The organism is Hyphomicrobium sp., from assembly GCF_036262015.1.
Taxonomy (GTDB): Bacteria; Pseudomonadota; Alphaproteobacteria; order Rhizobiales; family Hyphomicrobiaceae; genus Hyphomicrobium_C.
This window is the reverse complement of sequence record NZ_DATAJR010000004.1, coordinates 72,515-98,915: the sequence shown is the minus strand read 5'-3', so window position 1 is coordinate 98,915 and position 26,401 is coordinate 72,515. Positions and strand designations below refer to the sequence as shown.

General features: G+C 61.9%; 30 protein-coding genes and 1 tRNA gene. 8 read left to right on the top strand and 23 right to left on the bottom strand.

What is annotated here, in order from left to right; all coding sequences use genetic code 11:
- Positions 1 to 263 precede the first annotated feature (263 nt).
- Positions 264 to 1,172 carry an ArdC family protein gene (locus VHO05_RS01460; RefSeq protein WP_329644834.1) on the top strand — a complete coding sequence of 303 codons (909 nt, stop codon included), beginning with the start codon at positions 264 to 266 and terminating at the stop codon, positions 1,170 to 1,172.
- Positions 1,173 to 1,209: 37 nt separating this feature from the next.
- Here VHO05_RS01460 and VHO05_RS01455 read toward each other — a convergent pair whose 3' ends face one another.
- From VHO05_RS01455 to VHO05_RS01385, 15 genes are all read right to left on the bottom strand, one after another.
- Positions 1,210 to 1,656 carry a cold shock domain-containing protein gene (locus VHO05_RS01455; RefSeq protein WP_329644833.1) on the bottom strand — a complete coding sequence of 149 codons (447 nt, stop codon included), beginning with the start codon at positions 1,654 to 1,656 and terminating at the stop codon, positions 1,210 to 1,212.
- A 15-nt stretch (positions 1,657 to 1,671) separates the two neighbouring features.
- Positions 1,672 to 2,049: a hypothetical protein gene (locus VHO05_RS01450; RefSeq protein ID WP_329644832.1), complete on the bottom strand. Its 378-nt coding sequence runs from the start codon at positions 2,047 to 2,049 to the stop codon at positions 1,672 to 1,674.
- Between the two features lie 15 nt (positions 2,050 to 2,064).
- The gene (locus VHO05_RS01445; protein ID WP_329644831.1) at positions 2,065 to 2,721 is read right to left on the bottom strand and encodes a hypothetical protein; all 657 of its coding nucleotides are present in this window, start codon (positions 2,719 to 2,721) and stop codon (positions 2,065 to 2,067) included.
- Between the two features lie 15 nt (positions 2,722 to 2,736).
- The gene (locus VHO05_RS01440) at positions 2,737 to 3,120 is read right to left on the bottom strand and encodes a hypothetical protein (protein WP_329644830.1); all 384 of its coding nucleotides are present in this window, start codon (positions 3,118 to 3,120) and stop codon (positions 2,737 to 2,739) included.
- A gap of 21 nt (positions 3,121 to 3,141) precedes the next feature.
- On the bottom strand, positions 3,142 to 3,942 hold the full coding sequence (locus VHO05_RS01435) for a hypothetical protein (protein ID WP_329644829.1): 801 nt from the start codon (positions 3,940 to 3,942) through the stop codon (positions 3,142 to 3,144).
- A gap of 112 nt (positions 3,943 to 4,054) precedes the next feature.
- Positions 4,055 to 4,645: a recombinase family protein gene (locus VHO05_RS01430; protein WP_329644828.1), complete on the bottom strand. Its 591-nt coding sequence runs from the start codon at positions 4,643 to 4,645 to the stop codon at positions 4,055 to 4,057.
- A 136-nt stretch (positions 4,646 to 4,781) separates the two neighbouring features.
- Positions 4,782 to 5,246, bottom strand: coding sequence for a hypothetical protein (locus tag VHO05_RS01425; RefSeq protein WP_329644827.1), 465 nt, complete (start codon positions 5,244 to 5,246; stop codon positions 4,782 to 4,784).
- Positions 5,247 to 5,346: 100 nt separating this feature from the next.
- Positions 5,347 to 5,424 (bottom strand) — tRNA-Pro (locus VHO05_RS01420).
- A 37-nt stretch (positions 5,425 to 5,461) separates the two neighbouring features.
- Positions 5,462 to 6,181: a 4'-phosphopantetheinyl transferase family protein gene (locus VHO05_RS01415; RefSeq protein WP_329644826.1), complete on the bottom strand. Its 720-nt coding sequence runs from the start codon at positions 6,179 to 6,181 to the stop codon at positions 5,462 to 5,464.
- A 164-nt stretch (positions 6,182 to 6,345) separates the two neighbouring features.
- Complete coding sequence (locus VHO05_RS01410; RefSeq protein WP_329644825.1) at positions 6,346 to 6,891, bottom strand: MerR family transcriptional regulator; 546 nt, start codon at positions 6,889 to 6,891, stop codon at positions 6,346 to 6,348.
- Between the two features lie 450 nt (positions 6,892 to 7,341).
- On the bottom strand, positions 7,342 to 7,662 hold the full coding sequence (locus VHO05_RS01405) for an integration host factor subunit alpha (RefSeq protein ID WP_329644824.1): 321 nt from the start codon (positions 7,660 to 7,662) through the stop codon (positions 7,342 to 7,344).
- A 186-nt stretch (positions 7,663 to 7,848) separates the two neighbouring features.
- Positions 7,849 to 8,826 (bottom strand): beta-ketoacyl-ACP synthase III, encoded by a 978-nt coding sequence (locus VHO05_RS01400; protein WP_329644823.1) that lies wholly within the window; start codon positions 8,824 to 8,826, stop codon positions 7,849 to 7,851.
- Between the two features lie 36 nt (positions 8,827 to 8,862).
- Entirely contained in the window at positions 8,863 to 9,909 is a 1,047-nt protein-coding gene (gene plsX / locus VHO05_RS01395) for a phosphate acyltransferase PlsX (protein WP_329644822.1), read from the bottom strand.
- Between the two features lie 258 nt (positions 9,910 to 10,167).
- Positions 10,168 to 10,695, bottom strand: a complete 528-nt coding sequence (locus VHO05_RS01390) for a DUF177 domain-containing protein (RefSeq protein ID WP_329644821.1) — start codon at positions 10,693 to 10,695, stop codon at positions 10,168 to 10,170.
- Between the two features lie 8 nt (positions 10,696 to 10,703).
- Complete coding sequence (locus VHO05_RS01385; RefSeq protein ID WP_329644820.1) at positions 10,704 to 11,198, bottom strand: ubiquinol-cytochrome C chaperone family protein; 495 nt, start codon at positions 11,196 to 11,198, stop codon at positions 10,704 to 10,706.
- Positions 11,199 to 11,390: 192 nt separating this feature from the next.
- Between VHO05_RS01385 and VHO05_RS01380 the strand changes: the two genes are divergently transcribed.
- On the top strand, positions 11,391 to 11,888 hold the full coding sequence (locus VHO05_RS01380) for an outer membrane protein assembly factor BamE (protein ID WP_329644819.1): 498 nt from the start codon (positions 11,391 to 11,393) through the stop codon (positions 11,886 to 11,888).
- A 99-nt stretch (positions 11,889 to 11,987) separates the two neighbouring features.
- Here the strand turns inward: VHO05_RS01380 and VHO05_RS01375 are convergent, their stop codons facing one another.
- The 6 genes from VHO05_RS01375 to VHO05_RS01350 all read right to left on the bottom strand — a co-directional run bounded on the left by VHO05_RS01375 (position 11,988) and on the right by VHO05_RS01350 (position 17,769).
- Entirely contained in the window at positions 11,988 to 14,144 is a 2,157-nt protein-coding gene (locus VHO05_RS01375) for a sodium-translocating pyrophosphatase (protein ID WP_329644818.1), read from the bottom strand.
- A gap of 352 nt (positions 14,145 to 14,496) precedes the next feature.
- Positions 14,497 to 14,835: a hypothetical protein gene (locus VHO05_RS01370; protein WP_329644817.1), complete on the bottom strand. Its 339-nt coding sequence runs from the start codon at positions 14,833 to 14,835 to the stop codon at positions 14,497 to 14,499.
- Between the two features lie 276 nt (positions 14,836 to 15,111).
- Complete coding sequence (locus VHO05_RS01365) at positions 15,112 to 15,459, bottom strand: RidA family protein (protein WP_329644816.1); 348 nt, start codon at positions 15,457 to 15,459, stop codon at positions 15,112 to 15,114.
- A 117-nt stretch (positions 15,460 to 15,576) separates the two neighbouring features.
- On the bottom strand, positions 15,577 to 16,152 hold the full coding sequence (locus VHO05_RS01360) for a GDYXXLXY domain-containing protein (RefSeq protein ID WP_329644815.1): 576 nt from the start codon (positions 16,150 to 16,152) through the stop codon (positions 15,577 to 15,579).
- A complete protein-coding gene (locus VHO05_RS01355; RefSeq protein WP_329644814.1) occupies positions 16,149 to 17,255 on the bottom strand; it encodes a DUF2157 domain-containing protein in 1,107 nt (368 codons plus the stop codon). Before VHO05_RS01355 ends, VHO05_RS01360 begins: the two co-directional genes overlap by 4 nt.
- Before the next feature lie 307 nt (positions 17,256 to 17,562).
- Entirely contained in the window at positions 17,563 to 17,769 is a 207-nt protein-coding gene (locus VHO05_RS01350) for a hypothetical protein (RefSeq protein ID WP_329644813.1), read from the bottom strand.
- Positions 17,770 to 17,960: 191 nt separating this feature from the next.
- Here VHO05_RS01350 and VHO05_RS01345 point away from each other — a divergent pair, with 191 nt between their 5' ends.
- The 3 genes from VHO05_RS01345 to VHO05_RS01335 all read left to right on the top strand — a co-directional run bounded on the left by VHO05_RS01345 (position 17,961) and on the right by VHO05_RS01335 (position 22,063).
- On the top strand, positions 17,961 to 19,361 hold the full coding sequence (locus VHO05_RS01345) for a cytochrome ubiquinol oxidase subunit I (protein WP_329644812.1): 1,401 nt from the start codon (positions 17,961 to 17,963) through the stop codon (positions 19,359 to 19,361).
- A 3-nt stretch (positions 19,362 to 19,364) separates the two neighbouring features.
- Positions 19,365 to 20,381: a cytochrome d ubiquinol oxidase subunit II gene (gene cydB / locus VHO05_RS01340; RefSeq protein ID WP_329644811.1), complete on the top strand. Its 1,017-nt coding sequence runs from the start codon at positions 19,365 to 19,367 to the stop codon at positions 20,379 to 20,381.
- A gap of 131 nt (positions 20,382 to 20,512) precedes the next feature.
- On the top strand, positions 20,513 to 22,063 hold the full coding sequence (locus VHO05_RS01335; protein ID WP_329644810.1) for an MASE1 domain-containing protein: 1,551 nt from the start codon (positions 20,513 to 20,515) through the stop codon (positions 22,061 to 22,063).
- On the opposite strand, the gene VHO05_RS01330 is transcribed toward VHO05_RS01335, so the two are convergent.
- On the bottom strand, positions 22,060 to 22,473 hold the full coding sequence (locus VHO05_RS01330) for a response regulator (protein WP_329644809.1): 414 nt from the start codon (positions 22,471 to 22,473) through the stop codon (positions 22,060 to 22,062). The genes VHO05_RS01335 and VHO05_RS01330 overlap by 4 nt on opposite strands.
- Before the next feature lie 150 nt (positions 22,474 to 22,623).
- Between VHO05_RS01330 and trmFO the strand changes: the two genes are divergently transcribed.
- The 3 genes from trmFO to VHO05_RS01315 all read left to right on the top strand — a co-directional run bounded on the left by trmFO (position 22,624) and on the right by VHO05_RS01315 (position 25,783).
- Complete coding sequence (trmFO, locus tag VHO05_RS01325) at positions 22,624 to 24,036, top strand: methylenetetrahydrofolate--tRNA-(uracil(54)-C(5))-methyltransferase (FADH(2)-oxidizing) TrmFO (protein ID WP_329644808.1); 1,413 nt, start codon at positions 22,624 to 22,626, stop codon at positions 24,034 to 24,036.
- A 77-nt stretch (positions 24,037 to 24,113) separates the two neighbouring features.
- Positions 24,114 to 25,268, top strand: a complete 1,155-nt coding sequence (locus VHO05_RS01320; RefSeq protein WP_329644807.1) for a GNAT family N-acetyltransferase — start codon at positions 24,114 to 24,116, stop codon at positions 25,266 to 25,268.
- 92 nt (positions 25,269 to 25,360) lie between these two features.
- A complete protein-coding gene (locus VHO05_RS01315; protein ID WP_329644806.1) occupies positions 25,361 to 25,783 on the top strand; it encodes an HIT family protein in 423 nt (140 codons plus the stop codon).
- An 81-nt stretch (positions 25,784 to 25,864) separates the two neighbouring features.
- Here VHO05_RS01315 and VHO05_RS01310 read toward each other — a convergent pair whose 3' ends face one another.
- Positions 25,865 to 26,383 (bottom strand): hypothetical protein, encoded by a 519-nt coding sequence (locus VHO05_RS01310; RefSeq protein WP_329644805.1) that lies wholly within the window; start codon positions 26,381 to 26,383, stop codon positions 25,865 to 25,867.
- Between the last annotated feature and the right edge of the window lie 18 nt (positions 26,384 to 26,401).

Here is a 26,401-nt window from a genome sequence, read left to right as displayed (position 1 = left end):
CGAACGGTCTTTGACCCCTCCATCGCACGTTCCGATGGTCTTTCTGCGCCGTAGGCAACACAGCCCTCTCCCCGCCGCCCGGAGCAGCGGTTTCTTCACGATGCTCTCTGCGCCGGCGCGCTGACGCTTCAATGCTCCGCACGGACTCTGCTCACGCAGGCCGCCCTCGCCCTGCTCGGGTTCCGCGCCCGCTTATCCGCCGTCGCCCCCGGTTCGCATCGAAACCGCTCATCTCGGGCGGTGCAACCGGAGGGACTTTGAGTATGACGACGAATTCGAAAACCGCACGCGCGCCGAAGCGCGATCTCCATCAAACCATCACCGACCGGCTCATCGCCGCCATCGAAGCCGATCCAGGCAAGCCGCAGATGCCATGGCGGCGCTCGTCGACGCCGCTCTGGATGCCCGAGAACGCACTCTCGAAGAACGGTTACAACGGCATCAATGTCGTCAATCTCTGGGTCGCCGCCGAAGCGCGGGGCTTCACGTCGCCCGTATGGGCCACCTACAAGCAATGGGCCGAACTCGGCGCCCAGGTTCGCAAAGGCGCCAGGTCGGAACTCGTCATCTTCTACAAGGAATTCGAGGTCGAGCCCGCGCCCGACGCTGATGACGATGACGGCAAGCGTCGCGTCGCGCGCGCCTCCTTCGTCTTCAACGCCGCCGAGGTTGACGGCTTTACTCACCCGAACAAACCTGAGCCGCTTGGACCGATCGAACGCATCGAAGCCGCGGACCGTTTCATTCGGACCACGCAAGCGGCGATCGCCCATGGCGGCGACCGTGCCTACTACCGCCCGTCGACCGACACAATCCAGATGCCGGACGAGCACCTGTTCTGCGGGACAGACACCATGACCCGCGACGAATCCTACTATGCCGTCGTCTTGCATGAGCTCACCCACTGGACAGGCGCGGAGAAGCGCTGCCATCGCAACCTGGAACCGCGTTTCAAGCGCGATGCCTATGCCGCCGAAGAGCTTGTCGCAGAAATCGGCTCCGCCATGCTCTGCGCCGAACTCGGCATTACCCAGGACGTTCGGCCCGACCATGCGCAGTACCTCGCCAACTGGCTGCAAATCCTGAAGGACGACCCAAAGGCGATCTTCACCGCCGCCGCCAAGGCTTCCGAGGCCGTCTCTTTCCTGAAGCGTCTCCAACCGCCGGCATGAGCGGCAAATGCCAAACGTCCGATTGGCAGGGCGCGGCTTATCCGTTCCAGCTCAGCCGCGTCTTGCTGAATGCCTGTAATTCCGCGACCTCGATGTCGCTTAGCTGCTGATGCAGACGGCAAGGCCGCGACGACACTGGCGTCGCCGTGCTAACATCAAGCGATAAGATCAAAAATGCCTGCCAACCTTTTGGGCGCCGCACGGCGTGCGCGATAACACGCGCGCCTTCGGGCGCTTCCGTAAACCCGGAGTTCTCGAGGCACACATGGTGCAGCAGCACGTCTGATCTCACCAGATCGCCATCCGGCACAATGAATCCATAGCCCTTCGCCGCGTCGAACCACTTTACTTGTCCCGTGATACGCAACAGGCCAGGAAGGTCTTCCGCACTCGCCGCTTGGAGGTGGGACTGCGGCAGGACCGCCACTGCGCCGCAAGTGACAACGCCTTTCATCACGACGCGCCGTGACATCACAAGGGGCATGTCTCGCCTCTCACGCTACACGCCAAACGCTTCCCTGCGCATCTCGAGTAGACGCGCGTGATAGATATCGTCGAAGCCAGTCGCTTCGTGCTCCGCCAGTTTCTGTTCTTCAGCCGAGAGATCAGGCCAGTGCACCGAGAGAAGAACGCTGACGCCGATCAACGTGCGCTGCGCCTTCGCCCAGTTCACCGCCCTTATGCGATTGAGCGCTGACCTTGGCGCTTCCTCGATGACATCATCAATGGCAAGGATGACATCCTGCTCGCGATCGCGGGCTTGCGGGCTCGCCGGATCGTCAAAGCGATCGAGGAAGCTGTCGAGCAGATCCTGCGGGTTCTCTTCATTGCCCGCAAACCATTTATCGACTCGCCGACGGATAGCCTCTTCCTTCATGGCGCACCGCGCTTTCTAGGTGGCGACAGGATCGACCAGGCGCACAACCGGTCTTGACCTGTATTTATCTGCGATGGGTCGCTTGCCATACCACCGTGTCCCCGGACGGTGCTTTTCGATCGCTTTGATATGAACACGGCCCCACATATCGAAGGCCAAGCGCACCTGAGCGAACGTTGGCAGCGGCAACTCTTCGATCCCGGCTGCCAGCAGCACGTCGATCTTGCACCGAATCTCATCTGTCTCTGACGCTATGGTCCGAACGCGCTCGGTCCTGAGATCGTACCCGATGATGTCGACGAGATAGCTCTGCTCCCAACTTGGATCAGGCGCAGTGTCGATGCTCAGGATCTGGACAACTTGAGGATGGCACTTCGGCACGGGCTTGGCGATGCACGCCACGCGAGTTCCCATCCGCGTCGTGGTGTGCCCCGTCTCTTCCAGCAGCGGCGGGGTGAAAATCAAGTCCCTCACGAGTTCGCCGTTCGGTCCGTGCCCTCTAATTGATCCCAGCCCCCACCTCTCGCAGAACCAGCTTACGTGACCGGACACCGCGAAGTAATCCGGATGGTCAATAGAAACCATCGAGATTGCCTTCGCTGCCGGAACGCAGACCGCGATAGCCGCCCCACCTCCGATCAAGGCCGCTCGACGTGACACCTTCGTTGCCATGCACCCCTCCACGCATCACAAACCGAATAGAGATTGCCTCTCCCAAATCATCGCGTGCATCCATGACTGATCGCGATGCTTTTCGATGCGCCACGAAACAAGCTGTTTCATGTCCGGCTTCAATTGCGGCCAATACACCGTCATCATGAGGCGCCATGATTGGACAGTGTCCGCCAAGTCCCACCATTGCAGTGCGCGCCAGCTGTTGAGATCCGTCGGGGGCAGCGTGATCATGGTCGCGTCGATCAACCGGACCACCTCATCGATGGACGCTTGCGTGGCGGGCTTGCCGGTGCGGGCATGGTTCATCCTCAGCAGCGTATCGAAAAGCTCCTCCACGTCATCGTTCGGCCCCCAGAACCATGCCAGCACGAACGCTTTCTGCTCGGGGTAGACCATGCGCCACCGTGATGCGCTCGCCTATCGGAGCGCTTTCATCCGCGCCTTGAACGCATCTTCGGCGCATTCCTTCCGCGACGATCCCGAATACCGATCGCACGCCTTGAGTTCCGCCACCGTCAACAGGCGCTCGCGCGCAGCCCCATCAATGTCCGGGATTTTCGTCATCACCATGTTTTTGCTTGCCGGGCCGTTCGGAAACAGCGTGCAGAGTGACCGCATCTCATCATAAAGCGCGTGCAGCGGCGGCCGCGTTTGGCCGGCACCTAATATCTTCGCCTCCAAGGCGTCGTCGTACTTTTCAACGACGCACTGCGCGAGAGCGGGATTCATCAACTGGACGGCCGCGAACGTGAACATGGTCCGCATCCCGGCAAACAGGACCATCGACATATCGGCATTTTCCCAGCTCGGTGTCGATGCCTGGGACATCGCGGCGGCACGCCACTCAGCCGCTGAAGGCTTCGAGGTCGCACCATCCGGTTCAGCGCACATCTCGTCGAACAGCGGTATGGCGACGGTCTCGGGAAGCTTGTCCCGATGCATCCACAGACTGTAGAGCACGACTCTCTGCCCGAGCGGCGAGCCGAAGTAGGAGTCGGTGACGCATACTCCTTTCTTCTCTTCCCCCGCTCCCGTGAAGAGGAGTGAAAGGGTCTCCATCACCGCTTCAAAATAGAAATCTTCCCGGGCGGCCGTCGCTTCGATAATCGCTTGCGGATTTTCGGCCAGGGCTGGGGTCGTGGCTCCCGTCAATATCGCCATGAGCGCCGCTATCAGGCGTCGCTCCCGCGCGCCGACCAAAACATCAATTCCACGCATCGCTGAACCCCGCCAAAGTCACCTGACTTCTGACGAGTAAGCACGAACGTGTCGTACCGGATAAGCGGAGGGAGGTTGAGTTACGTTGCGCGCTGCGCTTCGGGGCCAGACATTAGGTGTCGCCGGCCAGATATTTCGCCAAGGTGGCCCGTGAACGGATACCCAGCAACTCCATAATCTCTTTCGACTTCATGCCCTGTTTTTTCAGAGCGCGAGCGCGGGCGGGATCGGCTTTCAAAGTGCCCGGCTTGCGGCCTCGATAAACACCACGCTTCTTCGCCGCCTCTATCCCGGCCGCCTGCCGCTCCCTGGATCGGTCGGATTCAATTTGCGTAATACCGAACAACACACCGGCAACCACCTTGCCCGCCCCGCCTCGCAGGTCGATCTGCTGGGTCACCGACACGATGCGAACGCCGCTCTCGCACCAATCGCTGATCGTGCCGATCGCTTCTCGCTGCGAACGCGCGAGATGATCGAGCTTTAACACCACGACCGTTTTGATATCGCCATCTTTGACAGCTCGCTGCAGCGCCTTGAAGCCCGGGCGATCAGTGGACGCTCGCCTGTCCGTGTCCTCAAACCAGGTGACGGCAGCCGGGCTGAAATCGTTCGCCTTCAACCAACGTGTTATCTCCTGGCGGTGCGCGTCGCGCTTCTGCCCCCTGCCCGATCCCCTCAGATAGACGCCGATACCTGCCATTCAGGACATACCTGGACTGGACGCGCGCACAGACCTCCCGCCCACACGACGGTGGGTTCATTAAAGGCACACCCTAAATCGAACAGTTCGCCCGCCATTGCCATATGTCCCAGACAACGCGCAGGGGATAACGTCCCTATTGAACCCGCTCAACCTTGAACGCACCCTGCGGTCCGAACACGTGCTCGAGGTCTTGCATCATCGCCGCCGAAAGGGTGGCACTTGCTGGCGGGAGCAGTTTGGGGATCTCGTCCCCGATCTGATTGAGTGAAAGCCAATCCACCGGGCCCAGCATCAGAGGCTTGCGCAAGATTCCGCGCAGCGCGGCGCAAACGAGATCGCGCGACACCGCCACCGACAATACGGCGTCGGGCTCCACCAGTTCAGTCGACATCACGAAGGCGCCTGCGCCCTTCCAGGCCATGAACCCCGATACCAGCCCAAGGCGCCATTGGCGCTCGCCGGTATCATCAGGCAGTGGGACGAATAGCTGATAGCCCGCGTCTCCCGGCACCTCAATGCGAAAGCGCGGAACGACTTCCTCGCGAGAGAGGACAATCGACGCCGAAAATCGAAGTTCGTCCTCGACCAGCGCATGCATGTTGGGATTCCACCGCAGTCCCGCCCTTGGTTGGTACCTCGGCGGTACCTCGGGCGTCCACTCAGTGCTCGGGCCTAATACTCTAAGGCTTTGAATTAATTGGTCGGAGCGAGAGGATTTGAACCTCCGACCCCCAGTCCCCCAGACTGGTGCGCTAACCAGGCTGCGCTACGCTCCGACTTCGGTCCCCCTTATGTCTGGCAATGGCGCCGCGGTCAACGGCTTACGTTCGAAGCTTCCAGAAGTGCGACAATGGCTTGCGCCGTTTCAGGCAGCAGGCGAAGCGCTGGCATGCTTACTTCGGGCACAAATGCCACGGCTGCGAACACGCCGGCTTGTATGGGAACGTCGCGTACTACCAGATGCGGACCCGCGACGTAGGGATTTGACTTGGCAACGACGCCCGGCCGAAGCCGTTCCAGCAGCGGGCCGACCCCGCTCCCATGGGCCTTCGCGGCAGCCTCGAGGCGAACCCAGGCTGTAAGAAAGCGCGCGTCGGGATCCGCCGCCGAGAGCGGCTCTCCGGAGGCCAGGATCATCGCCTCCGCTTCGATCGGGCCGCGGCGCGCCTGCGGGACCCGCACCGGCCGCAGACGTTCTATATCCACCCCGATCGGTCCGCTTCTGCCGACTGCAATCGCCGCCAGACCTTTCGTGTGGGCGAGACTGAAACTTAGATCGTTGCCGGGCAGCGACGGCTTGCCCGAGGGGCTCAAGGAAAACGGCTGGCCCCGGACGGCGGGCCCTAAAGCTGCTTCGAGGAGAATGCGAAGGGCAATGTGAGACAGTCGGCGCTCGCGCCGCGCGGTGTCATCGCGCATGGCTTCGAGGCGCCGCCGAATGTCGCTGGAAAGACGAGGCGTTGTGGCTTCTAGGGCTTCGAGAGCCGCAGCCGCTTTGTCGAGCTCGACGAGCCAAAGCTCTGTCTCAGCCATGCGGATCCTGTCGACGCGCTTCGGTTTCTGACAAGACACGATAACTTCCGACAAACGGACCGAAGTTGTCGTGCCCAGAAGACCTGTGCTTAGCGCGGGTTCGCCCGTAAGGCCAATTCAAATGCAAGATCGCGCGCCATGCGGCGAACGATCTTGCGATTTGTTTAGGCGCCGACAGCGCGGGCCCGACGCGGAGCGCGGACCGGTTCGCTCTTCCCGAGCGTCTCGAGCAAGATCGACCGGCACTGCTCGAGCTCTTTGATGGCGGCCTCAATGGCAGCCAAATGCTCGATGGAATTGCCGGGGCGCGCCCCACGGCGAACCGTGACCGGTGCCCGTCCGCGCGCTGCTGCGCCGACAGCCGGAACATTGGCTGGAAGCGCCCGCGCATCGGGCTGAACCCCGCGAGTCGCAGCGCCTCGAGCCGCAACCTGATCCGGTACACGGCCATGATCTTTCACGTGGTCGATACCCTGCTCCCGCAGGATCTTCTGCACGCCCTTGATCGTATAACCCTCTGCGTGCAGGAGATGCCGGATTCCGCGGAGAAGCTCCATGTCCTCCGGACGATAGTACCGGCGTCCGCCGCCACGCTTCATCGGACGGACTTGAGGAAAACGCGCTTCCCAGAATCTCAATACGTGCTTCTGCACATCGAGCTCATCAGCCACCTCGCTGATGGTTCGAAACGCCTCCGCTGCCTTGCTCATCGTTACCCCTCGATGCCCTGGGCCAGTCGTGCACCGAACCGGCTTCCGCCGGCTCCTGCCTACTGATGCGCCGCGCCCAATCCGCATTTTACTCAGCGGACGGGACCGAGCTCATGACAGAATCATGCAGCCCTAACTATGCGGAATGCCCGACGCTACAGCTTGCTTCGGCAATGATAACGTCAACGCTACGCTGCGTCTCGACCAATCAATGAAAATGGTCACAGCTTTTTTCGTAACGTCGACGCGCGCGTCTTCACCGTCACATCCTTCATCGAATTGATTGGCTTTTGTCGATATGCGCATGCGCGCAGGACGGCGTTGCGCACACAGCGAAAGCGGATCGAAGAAAGTGTCCTGTGCGATCAACGCGATCTGGGCTTGCTACAAACACAAACGCGAACCTCGTGCTGCCGCACTGGAGGCTCGCGCTTTCACATCTCGATATCGCTATTCGGCTGCTTTGGTCCGCCGCGACCGACCGGAGTTGATCCGATCCTTCATGATGTTGCTGGGGCGGAAGACCAGGACGCGGCGCGGCGTGATCGGCACTTCTTTGCCGGTCTTGGGATTGCGCCCGACCCGCTCGCCTTTCTGACGAATGCCAAACGAGCCGAAGGACGAGAGTTTCACCTGCTCGCCGCGTGCGAGACTGTCGGAAATCTCATTGAGCACCAGCTCGACGAGTTCCTGTGATTCATTTCTCGGCAGGCCGACCTTCCGGACCACGGCCTCGGCCAAATCGGCTCGTGTCAGCGTCTTGCCGTTCATTGTTATACGCCTCCCCGTGCTAGGTATTTTTCCTTATGCTACCGAGGGTCGAGCGTGCGGTCAATGACAGATCGCAACAAGCGCCTGAAATCTAAGCATGATTTAGCGAAGCCGCTATTTCCTGATTTTCCAACCGTCAGACGGCAGATTTGTGCGCCGCAGCACCCGATTTTTCGCATTGCGAAATTACATGCGGGCGAGCACTGCACCCCAAGTAAAACCGCCTCCCATAGCCTCCATGAGCACCAAGCTACCCTCGCGAACGCGGTGCTCTTCGAAGGCTTGGTTCAAAGCAAGCGGGATCGACGCGGCCGATGTGTTGCCGTGCTTGTCGAGAGTCTTGATGATCTTGTCGGGATGGACACCAAGCTTCTTCCCGATGCCGTCAAGGATGCGGACGTTGGCTTGGTGGGGAACGTAGAGGTCGATTTCGTCAGCCGCGAAACCGGTCGCGACCAGCGTTTCTTCAATCACGCCCGAGATCTTCTGCACCGCATGGCGAAACACCTCGCGGCCGTTCATGCGCAGGTGGCCGACGGTCTTTGTGGTTCCGGGGCCGCCATCGACGTAAAGCAAATCTTCGAAGCGGCCGTCGGAGCGAATGAGTGTCGAAAGAATTCCTCGATCCTCTTTCGTCCCATGTTGGGGCTGCGCCTCGAGCACTACGGCGCCAGCGCCATCGCCAAAGAGCACGCACGTCGAACGGTCGGTCCAGTCGAGAATGCGCGAAAAAGTTTCGGAACCAACGACAAGTGCCCGTTTTGACTGACCCGTCTTGATGAAGTTGTCCGCGATCGTCATCGCGTAGACGAAGCCTGAGCAGACGGCTTGAACGTCGAATGCCGCGCCCTTCGTTACGCCGAGACCCGATTGGATGCGGACAGCGGTCGAGGGAAATGTGCGGTCCGGCGTGGCGGTTGCGCAGACGACAAGGTCAATGTCGACCGGATCGATGCCGGCGCGGACGAGCGCCTGATGGGACGCCGCGATGCCAAGCGTCGAGGTCAGCTCATCGTCGGCGGCGATGTGGCGCTGACGGATCCCACTTCGCTCAACGATCCACTCGTCGGTCGTGTCGACGATCTTTGCCAGATCGGCGTTCGTCATGATGCGCTTCGGGAGATGCGCGCCGACGCCCCGGATGACGGATCGGATGACTGCCAAGGTGTCCTCTTCTATCCTGCTTTTTGGGCCCGGGGCTCAGTCGTGGGCCGAAGTCACCGCTCCTAGACGGTGGTGGAAGGCCTCGAGATCCGCGGCCAGCCGTTCCAGCAAGCCGCTCTCGGACATTTCGTAGCCGAGATCGACGGCACTCGCAAAGCCAAGAGCATCCGTGCCACCATGGCTCTTAACCGCTATTCCATTGAGTCCCAAGAACGTTCCGCCGTTTACCCTTCTGGGATCCATCTTTTCCTTGAGAACCCGGAAGCCGCCCCGCGCCAGTAATGCACCGAGACGGGAAAGCGCCGTGCGCATCATGGCGTCTTTCAAGTACTGGCCAATTTGTCTGGCGGTGCCCTCCGCCGTCTTCAGCGCAATGTTGCCGGCAAAGCCTTCGACCACAACGACATCGACCTTGCCCTGACCGATCTCGTCGCCTTCAATAAATCCGCGATAGTCGAGTGGTAGCTCCACGGCCTTCAATAGCGAATGGGCTTCCTTGACCTCTTCGGCGCCTTTGATGTCCTCGACACCGACGTTGAGGAGGCCCGCTGTCGGGCGTTCGACGTGGAAAAGCGCACGCGCCATGGCCGCGCCCATCAGCGTGAAGTCTGTCAGTTGGCGCGCCGTTGCGCCGATATTGGCGCCAACGTCAAGTACGATGCATTCGGCCGTGATCGTTGGCCACAGCGCGGCAATGGCTGGACGCTCGATACCGGCCATGGGGCGCAGGATCAGCTTCGCCATGGCCATCAGTGCGCCTGTGTTGCCAGCGGAGACGGCAACATGCGCCTCACCTTTCTGCACAGCCTCCAGCGTCAGCCACATGCTGGAACCCTTGCCGCGGCGAAGCGCCTGGCTTGGTTTTTCATGCATCGAGACGGAAAGCGTGGTGTGCACGACGCGAGAGCGCGCCGCGAGCGCAGGATGAGCGGCGAGTACGGGCGTGATACGCGCCTCATCGCCGAAAAAAATGAAATTCAACGCGGGATGGCGCTCGAGGGAAATTGCGGCCCCGGGGACCACGACTTCGGGACCATGATCGCCCCCCATAGCGTCGAGCGCTAGTGTTCGCGGCTGAGCCATCTGGCTTTTCTCGACCCTATCGAACGAGGCACGGTGACTGAAATCTCTGCCTTGCCGTGCTGACTTCCGGAAACCCGCTTACGCCCTTTCGGGCACATTTCCAGAGCCAGCATCCCTTCCCCCAGGGTGCAGGCCGTCGGGAAAATACTCGTTTGCATCGCTGAAACAACCACTTTCCGTGCCGCAGCGGGGGACAAGACCGACTGCACCGAAAATCCGTGGCCGACGAGCGCCTTGCCGTCTCAGCAACGGCTCAAGCTAGGGCCGAGGCTTCAATTTGGCGAGTGCGGCAAAGGGACTTGCCGTCTTGGGATCGTCCGCCTTTGGGTCGACCCAGTCGAATGCGGCATCCGGCTTTCGGGGATAGGGGACGAGCGCAGCCGACATCACGGCAAAGATCAACGCGCCGACTTCGATGCGACCATCCTCGATTGGCTCAACGTCGGCGATGCTCGACACCTCGCGGTCGCCGGCGACTGGCTCTTCATCCTCCATGACCTCCGGGGGGCGGAGCTCGATCGAGAAGGATTCCTTCAAGCGCGCCGGAATGGGCTCGAGCGTTACGACGCAGGCTTGCGTCACAGCCGCGTCCAACGTCCCTGCAAACGCGTAACGCTCCTTGCCGAGCGGCTTGATCTCGTAGGCGACGTCAAGGCTTTCGCACGACACGATATCGAGCTCACGCGCGAGTTCGATCCGTTCCTCTTCGGTCGCTTGCCGCTTGCGAGAGATCGGACGCTCGCCGAGGTCTGCGACAGTGTGGACCCAATCACGAAGTGCCGTCATGGATTTACCTACGATTGAGCGACAGCGGCGTCATGCGCCGCATCAAAAAGCTGGACGCTTCCGGCCTGGAGGGCATCCAAGGGTGCGGCCTCAAGGCGGGCAAGGCTGCCGAGCGTCATATCTGCAAGAGCGCGGGCCCCTGAGGGACTTTGCTCGAGGCCTGGAATCGTAGCCGCCAACTCATCCGCAAGTGCTGCGACCGGATCCGAAGACGCGACCGCGCGGCGGTAGGACAAGCCGCGTTCCCCCAGCGCCTGGGCGGCACGTTTGACTTTCTTCGGCACAGACATGTCCCCGACGCCCATTTCGCGCAGGCAGTCGTCAATGTCAGTCACAAACGTCTCGCTGAGGTAGCGTGCGACGCGACGCTCCCGAGGTCCGCCCGCCGTCTGAAGCCGTTCCAGAACCGGAAACATCAGCAGAATGATGAGCGCCGTCCGCCCTTCCGGCGTATCGAAGACACCATGGCTCGCAAAAAACGCCGGCTGGCGGGCCTGGGTCACGACAGCGCCATAAAGGTCGATTGCTCTGCGCCGATCTTCGGCTCTGCTTCTAAACCAGGAGAGCACGCGGGTTTTCCAACCTCTTGCTTTAGGGGATTAGGGGTATCCCGCCGTTGCCTTGCGGCTTCCTTTTAGCTAAGGGCGGGACTTGAGCACAGGGATTTCATGAGTCTCCCAGGGAGTCTAAATACTATGCGCCGTCGGGTCGCGCCGCACCAGAGCGCCAATCGCAGCAGCACCGCTCGTGCCGCCCGCCGCGCGTTCATTCCCGCCGTCCTGATGGCCGCACTCTCTCTCGGGGCCTGCAGCGAACAAATCACCAAGCATGGGCACCTGTTCCGTGAAACGGATATCGCCCAAGTTCAGCCCGGCATGGGCCAGGAGCAAGTCAAGCTCATCCTCGGCACGCCGACGACGACGACCACGTCAGGCAACGGGTCGGTCTATTACTACATCTCGAGCACGGAAAAGCGCGTCGCGTTTATGTCGGGCAACGAGGTCGACCGGCAGGTGCTGGCTATCTATTTCACGCCGACCCAGACCGTCGAGCGCGTCGCCAATTACGGCCTGAAGGACGGCAAGGTGTTCGACTTCGTGTCACGCACCACACCGGCGCCTGGCGGCAAGGAAGACGGCATCGTCAAGCAGCTCTTCCGCAACCTCGGCACGAAACAGATCTTCGGCGAGTAATTTATCGCCGGCACTGGAAGCCAGGCGCCACGAACTCAGCCAACAAAAAAAGGCCCCGCGAACGGGGCCTTTTTCATTTGTCCTTGTCGCGCGGCCAGCTCAGCTATGCGCAAGCACGGCGAGCAGCAGAAGCGCGACGATGTTGGTGATCTTGATCGCCGGGTTCACGGCGGGGCCGGCGGTGTCCTTGTAGGGGTCGCCGACGGTGTCGCCCGTTACCGATGCCTTGTGGGCCTCGGTGCCCTTGACGTGCTTGACGCCGTCCTTGTCGACGAACCCATCCTCAAAGGCCTTCTTGGCGTTGTCCCAAGCGCCGCCGCCCGAGGTCATCGAGATGGCGACGAAGAGACCGGTCACGATGACGCCGAGGAGCATGGCGCCAACCGCCGAGAATGCCGCGCCGCGGCCGCCGATCGCTTCGATCACGAAGAACAGCACGATGGGCGAGAGCACGGGCAACAGTGACGGGATCACCATCTCCTTGATCGCCGACTTGGTCAGGATGTCGACGGCACGCGCATAGTCAGGGCGTTCGGTGCCCTTCATGATACCGGGCTTGGCCTTGAACTGACGGCGCACCTCTTCGACGATCGAACCCGCGCAACGGCCGACGGCCGTCATGGCGATGCCGCCGAAGAGATACGGGATGAGACCGCCGAGCAGGAGACCGACCACGACGTAGGGATTGTCGAGGCCGAAGTTGGTCTCGACGCCCTTGAAGAACTGATAGGACGTCGAGCCTGCCTCGTTGGCCTTGGCGATGAAGTACTGCAGGTCGTAGTTGTATGCGGCGAACAGGACCAGGGCGCCAAGACCGGCCGAGCCGATGGCGTAGCCCTTGGTGACGGCCTTGGTGGTGTTGCCGACCGCGTCGAGGGCGTCCGTCGAACGGCGGACTTCCTTCGGCAGGCCGGACATCTCGGCGATGCCGCCTGCGTTGTCCGTCACCGGGCCGAATGCATCGAGCGCGACGATCATGCCCGCAAGACCAAGCATGGTCGTGGTGGCAATCGCCGTACCGAAGAGACCGGCCAGATTGTAGGTAGCGAGGATGCCGGCCACGATCGCGATGGTGGGCAGCGCAGTCGCTTCGAGCGAGACCGCGAGGCCCTGGATCACGTTGGTGCCGTGACCGGTGACCGAAGCCTGGCTGATCGAGCGCACCGGGCGATAGCCGATGCCGGTGTAGTACTCGGTGATCCAAACGATGAGGCCCGTGAGTACGAGGCCGACGAGGCCGCACAGGAAGAGATTCTGCCCGGTGATCGACACGCCGTTTGCAGTGCCAACCTCACCAAAGCCGCCGAGCACATAGTGCGTTGCTGCATAGAGGCCGGCAATCGACAGAACGCCGGAAGCAATGACGCCCTTGTAAAGCGCGCCCATGATCGAGTTGTTGGCGCCGAGCTTGACGAAGTAGGTGCCGACGATCGAGGTCACGATGCAGGCGGCGCAGATGGCAAGCGGGTAGACCATCAACGCTGCGAGGTTCGGCTGTCCGGCGAAGAAGATCGCGGCGAGAACCATGGTCGCGACGACGGTCACGGCGTAGGTCTCGAACAGATCGGCGGCCATGCCCGCGCAGTCGCCGACGTTGTCGCCGACGTTATCGGCGATGGTAGCCGGGTTGCGGGGATCGTCTTCCGGGATGCCGGCTTCGACCTTACCGACGAGGTCACCGCCGACGTCGGCGCCCTTCGTGAAGATGCCACCGCCGAGACGGGCGAAGATCGAGATCAGCGAGGCGCCAAAACCCAGCGCGACCAGCGCGTCGATGACGGTGCGGTCGGCAGCGCCATAGCCCAACACTTCTGTGAGGATATAGTAGTAGATCGCGACGCCGAGCAGCGCGAGACCCGCCACGAGCATGCCGGTGACCGCGCCCGCCTTGAAGGCGATGTCGAGGCCCTTGCCGAGCGATACGGTCGCTGCCTGAGCGGTGCGAACGTTGGCGCGCACCGAGACGTTCATGCCGATGTAGCCGGCGAGGCCCGAGAGTACGGCACCGATGAGGAAGCCGATTGCAACCGGTGCGCCAAGGAGGATCCAGGCCAGCGCGAAAATCACAGCGCCGACGACACCGATCGTCTGATACTGGCGATTGAGGTAGGCCCGCGCGCCTTCGCGGATGGCGCCAGCGATTTCCTGCATCCGCGCGTTGCCAGCGTCAGCCTTCATCACAGACTGAATAGTGACAACAGCGTAGAGAATCGAAAGCGCGCCGCAGGCGACGATCCCCCAAAGAATCTCTGTCATTGAAACGTTTCCCCTTATTTTGGCCAGCTCGTCGGCTGCGGCCTCTCCTGAGGCTCCGCTCGCGACAATCCAAGAGCGTGCAATCCTCCGCCCCCCTGGACGAGAGACGACGCGGGACCATGCCAAAAGAGGCCTTTCGTTGCAATACAGGCACATGCAGTTGGGGCCATCCCGTTCACCGCCGCGGCCGCCCCCCTGAATCGCCAAATACCTATTATGATTTCAAATGGATAGACGAGATAGATCGACGCGGCGCGTAGCCTAGTCCGATGCTCGCCTTTAGGCGGAAATGCGAAACGGCGAAGCCCAAGGAGCTTCGCCGTTCAGATCCACGTGTCGTGAATGCCGTGATTTATTTGCAGGGGCGGGCTTCGATCTGGCAGTCGACGCCGCCGCTGCCGCCGGAGCAGCTCATGCTTTTTCCGGCTGCTTTTGAAAAGCGCGCCCAATCGCTGCCGTACTCAAAGTCCGTGAAGCTTGCCCACGCGCCGATGGCAGCTTTCTGAGCGGCAGCCTTCGTGGAGCCGCCGCCGCTGCCGTAGTGGTAGTGGTCGGTAAAGCAGGTCCGACCACCTTCCTTGCGAAGGTCGTGCATGTAAGCGAAGCCCGTGTCATCCGCCATCGCAGGCGCCGCCGCCGCGCTCATTACGGCCACGGCCGCTACCGCTTTGAGAATCCGAATTGCCGACATTGTCGCCTCCCAGCGAGTCATCACTTGAGACAATGAAGGATCTCGCCTGGCCCAAGCCCCCGACGAATCCACATAGGACATTGCCCGATTCACTTAGGGGTCTCGATAGGCGACACGCCGTCCCTCGGCGAATCAGGATCCGCCGAGGCAAACACGTCACAGATCTAAAACTTAAGCGAACCGGTCGGAATATCTGGAAAATCGAACTTTCTCAGCGTCCCGCTCCGCTTTGTCGCGGCGTCTTTGTTGCGCTACTTCGCAGCGACCTTGCTTGCGCTACTTCGCAGCGACGACGCTGATCTCGACCAGCATGCGCGGATCCACAAGCTTGGCTTCGACGCAGGCGCGCACGGGCGTATCCTTGCCACCAGTCCAAGCCTTGTAGGCCTCGTTCATCTGCTCGCGGTGACGGATGTCATTGAGCCAGATGGTCGCCTGAACGACTTTCGACTTCGAGGTGCCCGCGAGCGCCAGGAGGCGATCGATCTCGCGCAGCACTTCTTCGGTCTGACCCTTCACGTCGCGCGAGAGATCGGCGGGCACGATACCAGCTGTGAAAACGAAGCCATTGGCTTCGGCGGCCTTGGAATAGATCTCAGTCTCTTCGTGACGCTTGATGGTCATAACGCGGCGTTGCTCCCGTGGATTGAAAGACCCGTCCGCTTAGCAAACATGCGCGCCGAGCGCCAGCCGGGCGCGCGGTCGCAAGCCTTCAACCAGGCCCCCCGAGTTCACGGCCGACTAGAGGAGCGGCTCTTGAGCGAGGCGTTCGCCGTCGACCATGAGGCCCTTGATCGCCACCTCGCCGGATTTTCCAACCGCAAGCAAGGCCGAGATTTTCTTGTCTCGCACCTTCTGCTCCAGCTCGCGGCCGGTGCCTTCCGGCACGAAATAGCTCTCGATGCCGTAGTGCACGGACGCCTTCGGCAGCTCGCCTTCGGCGGGTGGAGCGCTGACGTACGAGACAATACCTTTCAGGACGACCTGCGCGGGATCGGACGGTTCGGTGAGCTTGTCGGACGCCGACACCACCTCCCACTGGCCCGCGGCGGTGCCGGGCTTCAGCGTCACGTACACCTTGTCACCCTGGACCGTGGCCTTCGGGACGCGAATCTCTCCGGTGCCGAACGTGTAGCCGAGAATGACGTAATCGCCGCGAAAGAGATCGCGCGGATCGACGGGGATCACTTCAGCGACGATCTCGCGCCCATTCAAGAGAAGGGACGCGCGACCGTAGACCATGGTGGCGAGGGCGGCGGTTTGGATGAGCGCCACGGCAGCGATCGCGAGCCAGGAGCGCGGAGACAGATTGATCATGACGCTGCTCCGGTCATTGGGTTGGACTGTGGCTCGGCGCGGGCGTGGATGCGATACGCCAGCGCGGCGAGCCCGGATACGATCAGGGCCGCGATAAGGAAGAACAACGAGGTGTTGAGCAACGTACCGATGGTCTTGGTGTAGACGGCCAGGATCTCGACCGAGAAGCCCGTGTAGCCAAGCCAGAGGGCGCCGCGATTGCCAGCGCTCAAGCCCCAGAAGATAGCGCCGAGCAAGAGTGCGAGGGCCAGCACGGCGAGCAGAATGAAGACGTCCAGCTCCGGTGACTCGATGAATTGCAGCGCGAAGAGGCCCGCGAGCGCCATCACGAGCCCGTAGTTGAAGGAGCCTGACCAGAGCGCCGGCAGCTCGGGCTTCAGGCGCTCACCAGCAATCGCGGCCGCCATGACAAGGAGACCGCCTGCGACGACCAGGCCATGCGCGTGGCCTCCATTCAACCAATAGCCGAGGCTGACGACAAAGCCGGTGAGCGCGAGGCCGGACAGGTGCAGGCCCGGGCGCCACTTTTGCCAGTAGAAGGCGGCCGAGATCAGGGCCCACGGACCGAGGAACGGCCAGAAGACGGTATCCAGACGGAACGCTTCCGTGATGCCCCAGTAGCAGACCAGCACCATGGCGAAAGCGAGCGCGGGATTGGAGCGCAGCCCGACGCCTGCGAGCAGCGCGCCGCCCGCCCACAGCAACACCGCGTCCGCCGGATTTCCGTCCATATGGTACATCTGCGAGACAAGCATGATGCTGCCGCCGAAGATGCCCACACCGAGCAAGATTGCGGCGTGCGCGAAGCCTTCCAGATTGCGCCGCGCAAGCGCGCCCGCGAGGCCATACGAGGCCCAAAGCGCAGCGACCAGCATTCCAAGGCGCAGAATCCGGGGCATGTACTGCCAGTTCGACGCCACGAAACTCATGACGGCGAACCCCATCAGGACTGCGCTCAGGATGGCGAGCGAATTCGCCAGTCCGAGCGTGCGCACGCCCTTCTCGATATCCCTGCGGATCGCGGATTCGCCTTCGGGGGTCACCCAGCCGGCCTCGCGCCAGCGCACGAGGTCGCGGTCGATACGTTTGCGGTAGCTCCACATGGAGACGATGTCCTGATGTTAACCTTTGCGCCAGCCTGGGGACGGCCATGCGCAAGAGCGTGCGATCAGCCTCGGGCCGATTGGCCGATCCCTGATCATTGTCCAGAAGAATATGTTATCGCGAGTTTATTATGTCATGAACGTGAGTTCGCGTCCGCGCGACGCTCTCGGGCGCGCAGACGCTGGCGGTCCATCATCGTTAATCGCGATATTTATGAGGGAATGAGCCGGGCAAAACGCTTCTCGTCTCGAGCCGAGCTCGACCGAAAAACCTCAAGGATCTCAGTCCATTCCCTCGTGGAACGTCTTAAGGCGTGGGTGTGGCTGGCGGCGGCGTTTCGGGTGTCGTCGACGGCGCGGGTGTAGGCGCCGGTGCGGGTGTAGGCGCCGGTGCGGGTGCCGATGAAGACGCTTCTGGTGGCGTCGTGGTGGTGGGCGCCGGCGTGAGCGCCGAGTAGGCGATCACAGCCAAGGCAATGGCCGCAGCAATAGCAACAACGACTTTTGTGTCCATTGGTTTCCTCCGTGCTCCTGAACAACACGATGACATTTTTGTAGCATGATTTTCTCTTTCTCGCCAGGAAGCGGGGTTTTTGGTCCGGGCTACGAAAGGCTCGACGGCATCGCCGACGCACGCCACAATGCACGAACGTCATGCACCGGCTGGCGTCGCGCATTGCGTTCACTCACTTGCAAGGCAGCCCCATGGACTTCGACGCAACATTCCTGGCGCGTATTCAGTTTGCGTTCACTGTCTCGTTCCACATCATCTTTCCGAGCTTCACGATCGGGCTCGCGGCCTTCATTGCGACGCTGCTCGTGCGCTGGCGGATGACGGGTGCGGACCACTTGCACCGGCTCGCGCGCTTTTGGACGAAGATCTTCGCCGTGAGCTTTGCGATGGGCGTCGTCTCGGGCATCGTTTTGTCCTACGAGTTCGGAACAAATTGGAGCGGCTTCTCTCGCGTCGTCGGCAACGTGCTCGGACCGCTACTCGGCTACGAGGTGCTGACCGCGTTCTTCCTCGAAGCGTCCTTCCTCGGCATCATGCTGTTCGGCTGGAACCGCGTGTCTCCCAATTTGCATGTGGCCTCCGCGGTGCTGGTCGCCATCGGCACATCACTTTCGGCATTCTGGATCCTCGCGGCAAATAGCTGGATGCAGACGCCTGCGGGACATGCGCTTACTCCCGAAGGAATCGCCTATCCGGTGAACTGGATGGAGATCATCTTCAATCCCAGTTTCCCATACCGGTTCGCACATATGTTCACCGCCGCCTATCTCACGACATCTCTGGTCGTGGCGGCGGTCGGCGCGCGTTATCTCTTGGCCGGACGGTTTATCGAAGAGTCCAAGACCATGCTGCGTATGGGCATCGGCATGGTGGCATTGCTCGCGCCGCTCCAGCTTGTGATCGGAGACGCGCATGGTCTCAACACGGCCGAGCATCAGCCGGCCAAGGTTGCGGCGATGGAAGCGCACTGGGATGGCAGCAAGCCCGCCGATCTCGTGCTGTTCGCATGGCCCGACGAGAAGCAAGAGACCAATCACTTCGAGATCGCAATTCCGAACATCGCGAGCTTGATCATCACGCACGAGCTGGACGGCCTGTTCAAGGGACTCAAGGATTTCAAGCCTGAGGATCGCCCGCCCGTGAAGCCCGTATTCTTCGCTTTCCGCGTCATGGTCGGACTCGGATTGCTCATGATCGCCGCTGGCCTCATTGGCGCATTCCTGTGGTGGCGCGGGGTGCTGTTCGAGACGCGATGGTTCCTTTGGCCGTTGTCGATCTCTTGGCCTGCGGGCTTCATCGCCATCCTGGCGGGCTGGTGGGTCACGGAGACGGGCCGGCAGCCGTGGCTCGCAACCGGAATCCTGCGCACGGCTGACGCGGCTTCTCCCGTGTCGGCGGGCGCGGTGCTGACCACGCTGGTGCTGTTCGTCATCGTCTACTCGATCGTGTTCTCGATGGGCATCTACTACATCAACCGGCTGATCAACAAAGGTCCGATCGGCGCTTCGGTGAAGCCGCCCGAAGGCTTACCGTCACGGCCGCTTTCGGCTGCCGAGGAAGCCGCACACGAAGCCATCGAAGGGACGAAGTAAGCCATGGAAGATACGTCCTATTGGCTGCCGCTGATCTGGGTTGCAATTCTCGGCGTTGCCGTAGCGCTCTATGTGGTGCTCGACGGTTTCGATCTCGGGATCGGCATCCTGTTCCCGGCCAGCCCGGAAGAAGCGCACCGCGATCAGATGATGAACTCGGTTGCCCCCTTCTGGGATGGCAACGAGACCTGGCTCGTGCTCGGAGGTGGCGGACTGCTGGTCGCCTTTCCGCTGGCCTACTCGATCATCATGCCAGCGGTCTATCTGCCGGTCCTGATCATGCTGCTGGCACTGGTGTTTCGCGGGGTCGCTTTCGAGTTCCGCTGGGTGGCAAAGCCTCATCATCAACTTTGGGACATTGCTTTCGCCGGCGGCTCGATCGTGGCGTCCTTCATGCAGGGCGTCATCCTCGGCGCGCTGCTGCATGGCATCGAAGTCAGCTCGACCGGCACCTATGCCGGCGGGTCGCTCGATTGGATATCTGCCTTTTCGATCCTGACCGGCATCGCCGTCGTGGCGGGCTATGCGCTGCTGGGTGCGACCTGGCTGGTGATGAAGACGGACGGCGAGGTGCAGGCCAAGGCCCGCGAGCAAGCGAAGCTCCTGCTTCCGGTGGTGCTCGCCGCACTGCTTATCGTAAGCCTGTGGACACCCCTCGCCATCCCGCGCATCTTCGAGCGCTGGTTCACGCTCCCGAACTTCTTCCTGCTGGCGCCCGTGCCACTGCTCGCCGCATACGCCGCGTGGTCCTGCTGGACGGGTCTCGCGAGCGGGCGCGATCAACGGCCGTTCTATTCGACCATCGCGCTGTTCCTGCTCGGCTTCATCGGGCTCGCGGTATCGAATTTGCCTTACATCGTTCCGCCGGCGGTCGACGTCTGGCAAGCGGCGGCCCATCCTTCTTCCCAGTTCTTCATGCTGGTCGGCGTGCTTATCCTGCTCCCGATCATTCTCGCCTACACTGTGTTCGTCTACTACACGTTTCGCGGCAAGGTGCGGGCGGGCGAGGGTTATCATTGATCGGCGAGGCAGGTTGATGCGTGTTCGTTTCCCAGGTTTGTTCGCTGGGGTGGCGGGCTTTGCTTGCAGCTGCCTCGCGCCTGGAGCGGCCTCCAAAGATTCAACACTGCTGAATTTGACGCGAGTGGACAGTGCGGACCGTAGCTGACGAGGCACGTGCTCCCCGCCGTTCGCAGCCCCCGCTGCGCATTGGCCCTGGCTCGTTTCTCGTCGCGACACTGCTCATGGCGTTGGTTTACTTTTCCGCCTCCGTCTTTGGACTGGCGCTGCTCGCTCATCCCAACGGCGTTGCTGTTTTCTGGCCTGCGTCCGGCGTCGCGGTCGGGGCGCTTCTTGTATTCGGACGCCCCTATTTTGCCCCACTTGCACTGGGCGTGGCGATTGGAACGATCTTCGCCAATATCTCGGCAGGTCGTCCGCCGGCATTGGCTCCGATTTTCGGATTGGCAAATGCGGTCGAATGCCTCGTCGTGGCCGGCCTATCGGAGCGCTTTCTCGGGACACATCTCCGTTTCGACACCCTTCGGCGCGTGGTCGGAATCTTCTTTGCCGCAGCGGTAGGTGCCGCCATTGGCGCCGTGATTGGAGCGACCACAATCAAGTACTTCGGCGATCTCGCAGGTTCCTTTCTGACGCATTGGAATCTGTGGTTCCGCTCGGACTTCATCGGCATTCTCGCCATGACGCCGCTGATCGTGGGGCTTCGTGCGCTTGCTCGGCCCCTTCCAATCCGCACGCACATCGAAGGCCTGCTCCTGCTCGGCTTCCTCTCGCTCGCAGCCGCCATCATCTACCCCAGTACGTTCCAGGAGCACGGCATAGAGGTCAGCCTCCCGATTTCAGTCCTCTTTCCGCCGCTTCTCGTACTGGCGATCCGGCACCCGTTGACCTACTCGCCCATCGGCGCCTCTCTGGTCGCGTTCATCACGGTCGTCTCAGTCGTCGCAGAGCAAGCCGTTGCGACGGAGTTCGACATCCTCTGGGCGCAGGCGACGATCGTTTCGATGGTCGTCTGCTCGCTTTCTCTGAGTGCGCTCATCGCGGAGCGGCGAGAGGGCGAAGAGCGGCAGAGAATGCTGGTGCGCGAACTCGACCATCGGGTCAAGAATGGGCTCACGCTGGTTCAGGCCGTGGTCGAGCGTTCCCGCGAAACGGCCTCCTCGATCGAGGATTTCTACTCGGCGCTCGAAGGCCGGATCCGCTCAATGGCGCGTACGCATTCCATGCTGAGCCGTCAGCGCTGGCACGGTCTTGAGCTAGGCAAACTGATCGAAACGGAGCTTGAGCCCTTCCAAGACAGGTCCCCCGATCTTCTGTCCGGTCCAACAGTGACGCTGAGCCCTGCGCTCGCTCAATCGTTGAGTCTCGTGCTGCACGAGCTTTCAACGAACGCCGTCAAACATGGCGCGCTGTCCAGTCCTGGAGGACGCGTCCACGTTGCATGGGAGATCGTACCTTCGGAGCGCGAACCAGACGCGAAGGACCTCCTCATAGATTGGCGCGAAGAAGGCGGGCCGATCTTGGATCGAATCGGGTCTGAGGGCTTTGGAACAACCACGATACGCGACTTGCTCGAGTATGAAGCAGCGGCCGCGGTCGACTTGAGCTTTCCGAGAGAGGGAGCGCGCTGTTCGATCCGGGTGCCAATTCCGGCGAACGATACAGAGGTCTCGTGGCGCTAGGCCAGCTCGCTCTCGGAGCTCAGTCCCGTGAAGCGCGAGACAACGGCGCGAATGCGATCATGGTCGAGAGGCTTGTTCATTCTCGCCACGGCAGCACGGTCGGCATCCGATGGCAACGCTTCGTAGGCGGTGATGATCGCATACGGAATGCCGCGGTCGATCAGCTCATCGACCAAGGGATCCGCGAAGCCGTCCTGCAGGTTCATATCGACCAACGCGAGCGAGATAGGCTGAGTATCGATAACCTTCAGCGCCTCGCGCACACTTGGAACCGGACCCACGGCGTATGCGCCGGCCTGTTCGACGATGGTCTTCAAGGATTGCGCGACGTTCCAGGAATCTTCCACGATGAGAACACCCGCATTGCGGCTGGCACCCGTGAGACTCGCAAGTTTGGGAATGATCGACATGTCGCTCCCCCCTCTGCTGCGGCTGATCTAGACTGGCGACGGTTTGCTTCCGTTGTATGCTCCGAAAACTAGCGTAAGTCCATCGTTGTTCGGAGAAGTTGCATCGGGTCACTTGACGCAGGACCGCCCATCCTGTGATAGGCTCGGCCCATGACAATCCATAGCCCAATTCACGTCATCGGCGGGGGCCTCGCCGGCTCCGAAGCCGCTTGGCAGATCGCCTCCCAAGGTGTGCCTGTAATCCTTCACGAAATGCGGCCCATCCGGATGACGGACGCCCATAAGACCGAGGGGCTTGCTGAGCTCGTCTGCTCGAATTCCTTCCGCTCCGACGAATGGGAAACCAACGCCGTCGGACTTCTGCATGCCGAGATGCGGCGTGCAGGGTCGCTTATCCTGGCCGCCGGAGACCGGCACAAGCTGCCGGCTGGAGGCGCCCTTGCGGTCGACCGGGACGGCTTTTCGGCTGAGGTTACCGCGCGCCTCTCTGAGCACCCTCTTGTCACGCTCGAACGCAGCGAGGTGGCGGGGTTGCCCCCTGACGATTGGGACAATGTCGTGGTGGCCACCGGGCCACTGACGTCGCCTGCCTTCAGCGAGGCGGTCCGAGCGCTGACTGGCGAGGGCGAACTGGCCTTCTTCGATGCCATCGCGCCGGTTGTGCATTTCGACAGCATCGACCAGTCCATCGCGTGGCGGCAGTCGCGCTACGACAAAGTCGGCCCAGCGGGCACGGGCGCCGACTATCTCAACTGCCCGATGTCGAAGGAGGAGTACGAGGCCTTCATCGACGCATTGCTCGCAGGTGACAAGACGACGTTCAAGGAGTGGGAGGCCTCGACGCCGTACTTCGACGGATGCCTGCCGGTTGAGATCATGGCCGAGCGCGGGCGAGAGACACTGCGTTTCGGCCCGCTGAAACCCGTGGGCCTCAGCGACCCGCGCACTGGCCGGCGACCCCATGCCGTCGTACAGCTTCGCCAGGACAATGCGCTCGGCACGCTGTGGAACATGGTCGGCTTCCAGACCAAGCTGAAGCATGCGGAACAAGTCCGTGTCTTCCGCATGATACCGGGACTTGGCGAAGCGGAATTCGCGCGGCTCGGCGGGCTCCACCGCAATACCTTCCTGAACTCGCCCAAGCTGCTCGATAACGCGTTGCGTCTCAAGGTGCAGCCGCGGCTCCGCTTCGCCGGCCAAATCACTGGTGTCGAAGGGTATGTGGAAAGTGCAGCGATCGGCCTTCTCGCAGGCCGATTTGCGGCAGCGGAACGCAAGGGACAGGCTCTCGCGCCGCCGCCGCCAACGACGGCCCTCGGCGCATTGCTCGCTCACATCACCGGCGGCCATCTGTTGGAGGGAGGTTCCGGAGCGTCATCGTTCCAGCCCATGAACATCAACTACGGTCTCCTGCCGCCGCTCGAGGACGCGCCAGTGACGGGCACTGACGGAAAGAGATTGAAAGGCAAGGAGCGCGGGACGGAGAAGAAGCGCGTGATGTCACGCCGCGCGCTGCAGGACCTCGACGGATGGCTCGCTGAACGCGCACGCGCCGATGCCTAACCCTGGAACGATCGCAAAAGCCTCCTATTTTCTGGGGGTGTTGACGAAGGGAGCTTAGGCTGGGCGACGCCGAGCAGATGGTCATCAAGGTGGTACCGCGCATCGAAGGGATCGGCGCGGACGCATGGGACGCGTGCGCCAATCCCGATGCTGCGACCTACGATCCCTTTGTCAGCTACGCGTTTCTTCAGGCATTGGAAGAAGCAGGAACGGTCGGGCCCGGAACGGGCTGGCATCCGCAGCACCTCGTGCTCGAACAGCCTGGAGGTGAGGTCGCCGGCGTCATGCCGCTCTACGCCAAGACCCACAGCCAGGGCGAATACGTCTTCGATCACGCCTGGGCGGAAGCTCTGCATCGCGTCGGCGGAGAATACTATCCGAAGCTGCAGGCGGCTGTGCCGTTCACACCCGTTCCGGGGAGACGATTTCTCACCCGTCCCGGCCCGAACGCGGAGGAAGCGGAAAAGCTTCTCGCACGGGCTGCAGTTGCCGTGGCGGGTCGCGTGGGCGCGTCATCGGTGCATGTCACATTCCTCACCGAGAGCGAATGGAAGCGCCTCGGAGCCGAGGGGTTTCTGCAGCGCACGGGACAGCAATTCCATTGGCGCAACGAGGGCTACCGGACGTTCGACGATTTCCTCGCAACGTTGGCCTCGCGCAAACGCAAGGCGATCCGCAAGGAGCGTGGCGAGGCCCAGGTGGGACTCGAGATTTTCTCAGTCAGCGGCGTTGAGATCACCGAAACGCACTGGGACGCGTTCTTCGATTTCTATATGGACACCGGTTCGCGCAAGTGGGGACGCCCCTACCTCAATCGGACCTTCTTCTCGCTCCTCGGGCAGAGGCTGGCCGATCGCTGTCTTCTGGTCTTCGCGCGACGCGAAGAGACGCTCGTTGCCGGTGCGCTCAACCTGATCGGCGGCGACTGCCTGTTCGGCCGCTACTGGGGCGCGGTGGAGCACCATCCGTTTTTACATTTCGAGCTCTGCTACTATCAGGCCATCGACTACGCCATCGCGCACGGGCTTTCCCGTGTCGAAGCGGGCGCGCAGGGCGAGCACAAGCTCGCGCGCGGCTACCTGCCGGAGACGACCTATTCCCTGCATTGGCTGGCGGACCCGCGGCTGGAAGCGGCTGTCGCGCGATACCTCACGGAGGAACGGGCGGAAATTTCCGAAATCAACATGCTTCTGCGCGAGCACGGGCCATTCAAGCGTGGCCCCATGGACTAGCCGGCCGAAAAGGGAAGCTGCGAGGGCTTGCGGATCGGGTGTGAGGATGCTCTTAGAGGGGCAGCTTTCACAGAACTCGAGGGCACGGCGCAATGGCCTATGACACCAACAACGTGTTCGCAAAGATCCTGCGCGGCGAGATCCCTGCACACAAGGTTCTCGAGAACGAGGACATGATCGTGTTCATGGATGTCATGCCTCAGGGTCCTGGCCACGCCCTGGTTGTTCCGAAAGCCGCCTCCCGCAATCTGCTCGATGCGGACACTGCTATGCTGTCGAGGTTGCTACCGGTCGTGCAGCAGGTCGCACGCGCCGTTAAGAGCGCGTTCGAGGCCGACGGGGTCAGCATCTTCCAGTACAACGAGCCGGCCGGCGGACAGAGCGTATTCCACCTTCATTTTCATGTCGTGCCGCGGTTCGACGGCGTGCCGCTCAAACCGCACTCGGGCAAGATGGAAGATCCGGCCGTGCTGGCTGCCAACGCGGACAAACTCCGCAGCGCGCTCGCAGGCTAGCGTCTCGTTGATTCCGAAGTTCACTTGGTACCTAGCCGCGAGATCTGGCGAACTTCGGAATCGGGACACTAGGGCAGAAGATCAACGGATCGGCGAAAGTTTATCGCGCACAATCGCCGCTGCCGGAGCAGGCGCAACTGTCGTGTTCCAGCTCCCCACGGAGGCCGCGGCGAGCGGCGGCGGCTCTACGCTGGCCGTGCGGTCATAGCACCCCGCCACGCACGCAACCTCAGTTGATGGGTCGCCCGGGAGATCGCTGCCGGACGTCGGCTGCAGCATGCCTTCGGTCCGCATCTCGGCCGCTTGGGTCGCGACAAACGTCTTCCGAATGAAAACGATATGCGCGCCGTTACCCTCGGGGCATCCGGCTTCGCAAACGACGACGTCCATTCCCGGATATTGCGCGGCGAGCGGATGCGGCTTCTGCGCACTGCTCTTTTCGGCGTCGAGGATGCTTTTGGCGCGGCGGGTGTAATAGTCGTCTTGCGAAGGCTTGGCTTCGCTGACCTGAACGGCGGCATCATCGCCAGCGAAAGCGACAGGCGCGAGAGCAAACAAGAGGCTAGCGCCCGCGAACAGGACGACTCCAACGCAACGCATCACGCTACTCCCACTCTG

Bases quoted from the DNA above. Each gene is read 5' to 3' on its own strand.
- VHO05_RS01450 (WP_329644832.1), bottom strand. From the start codon at position 2,049: ATGAAGGAAGAGGCTATCCGTCGGCGAGTCGATAAATGGTTTGCGGGC.
- VHO05_RS01320 (WP_329644807.1), top strand. From the start codon at position 24,114: ATGGTCATCAAGGTGGTACCGCGCATCGAAGGGATCGGCGCGGACGCA.
- VHO05_RS01415 (WP_329644826.1), bottom strand. From the start codon at position 6,181: ATGGCTGAGACAGAGCTTTGGCTCGTCGAGCTCGACAAAGCGGCTGCG.
- VHO05_RS01440 (WP_329644830.1), bottom strand. From the start codon at position 3,120: ATGGTCTACCCCGAGCAGAAAGCGTTCGTGCTGGCATGGTTCTGGGGG.
- VHO05_RS01390 (WP_329644821.1), bottom strand. From the start codon at position 10,695: ATGACGGCACTTCGTGATTGGGTCCACACTGTCGCAGACCTCGGCGAG.
- VHO05_RS01365 (WP_329644816.1), bottom strand. From the start codon at position 15,459: ATGACCATCAAGCGTCACGAAGAGACTGAGATCTATTCCAAGGCCGCC.
- VHO05_RS01350 (WP_329644813.1), bottom strand. From the start codon at position 17,769: ATGGACACAAAAGTCGTTGTTGCTATTGCTGCGGCCATTGCCTTGGCT.
- VHO05_RS01425 (WP_329644827.1), bottom strand. From the start codon at position 5,246: ATGCATGCGCTGGTCGAGGACGAACTTCGATTTTCGGCGTCGATTGTC.
- VHO05_RS01435 (WP_329644829.1), bottom strand. From the start codon at position 3,942: ATGCGTGGAATTGATGTTTTGGTCGGCGCGCGGGAGCGACGCCTGATA.
- VHO05_RS01345 (WP_329644812.1), top strand. From the start codon at position 17,961: ATGGACTTCGACGCAACATTCCTGGCGCGTATTCAGTTTGCGTTCACT.
- plsX (WP_329644822.1), bottom strand. From the start codon at position 9,909: ATGGCTCAGCCGCGAACACTAGCGCTCGACGCTATGGGGGGCGATCAT.
- VHO05_RS01360 (WP_329644815.1), bottom strand. From the start codon at position 16,152: ATGATCAATCTGTCTCCGCGCTCCTGGCTCGCGATCGCTGCCGTGGCG.
- VHO05_RS01315 (WP_329644806.1), top strand. From the start codon at position 25,361: ATGGCCTATGACACCAACAACGTGTTCGCAAAGATCCTGCGCGGCGAG.
- VHO05_RS01445 (WP_329644831.1), bottom strand. From the start codon at position 2,721: ATGGCAACGAAGGTGTCACGTCGAGCGGCCTTGATCGGAGGTGGGGCG.
- cydB (WP_329644811.1), top strand. From the start codon at position 19,365: ATGGAAGATACGTCCTATTGGCTGCCGCTGATCTGGGTTGCAATTCTC.
- VHO05_RS01330 (WP_329644809.1), bottom strand. From the start codon at position 22,473: ATGTCGATCATTCCCAAACTTGCGAGTCTCACGGGTGCCAGCCGCAAT.
- VHO05_RS01380 (WP_329644819.1), top strand. From the start codon at position 11,391: ATGCGCCGTCGGGTCGCGCCGCACCAGAGCGCCAATCGCAGCAGCACC.
- VHO05_RS01310 (WP_329644805.1), bottom strand. From the start codon at position 26,383: ATGCGTTGCGTTGGAGTCGTCCTGTTCGCGGGCGCTAGCCTCTTGTTT.
- VHO05_RS01410 (WP_329644825.1), bottom strand. From the start codon at position 6,891: ATGAGCAAGGCAGCGGAGGCGTTTCGAACCATCAGCGAGGTGGCTGAT.
- VHO05_RS01405 (WP_329644824.1), bottom strand. From the start codon at position 7,662: ATGAACGGCAAGACGCTGACACGAGCCGATTTGGCCGAGGCCGTGGTC.
- VHO05_RS01430 (WP_329644828.1), bottom strand. From the start codon at position 4,645: ATGGCAGGTATCGGCGTCTATCTGAGGGGATCGGGCAGGGGGCAGAAG.
- trmFO (WP_329644808.1), top strand. From the start codon at position 22,624: ATGACAATCCATAGCCCAATTCACGTCATCGGCGGGGGCCTCGCCGGC.
- VHO05_RS01455 (WP_329644833.1), bottom strand. From the start codon at position 1,656: ATGCCCCTTGTGATGTCACGGCGCGTCGTGATGAAAGGCGTTGTCACT.
- VHO05_RS01355 (WP_329644814.1), bottom strand. From the start codon at position 17,255: ATGTGGAGCTACCGCAAACGTATCGACCGCGACCTCGTGCGCTGGCGC.
- VHO05_RS01460 (WP_329644834.1), top strand. From the start codon at position 264: ATGACGACGAATTCGAAAACCGCACGCGCGCCGAAGCGCGATCTCCAT.
- VHO05_RS01375 (WP_329644818.1), bottom strand. From the start codon at position 14,144: ATGACAGAGATTCTTTGGGGGATCGTCGCCTGCGGCGCGCTTTCGATT.
- VHO05_RS01370 (WP_329644817.1), bottom strand. From the start codon at position 14,835: ATGTCGGCAATTCGGATTCTCAAAGCGGTAGCGGCCGTGGCCGTAATG.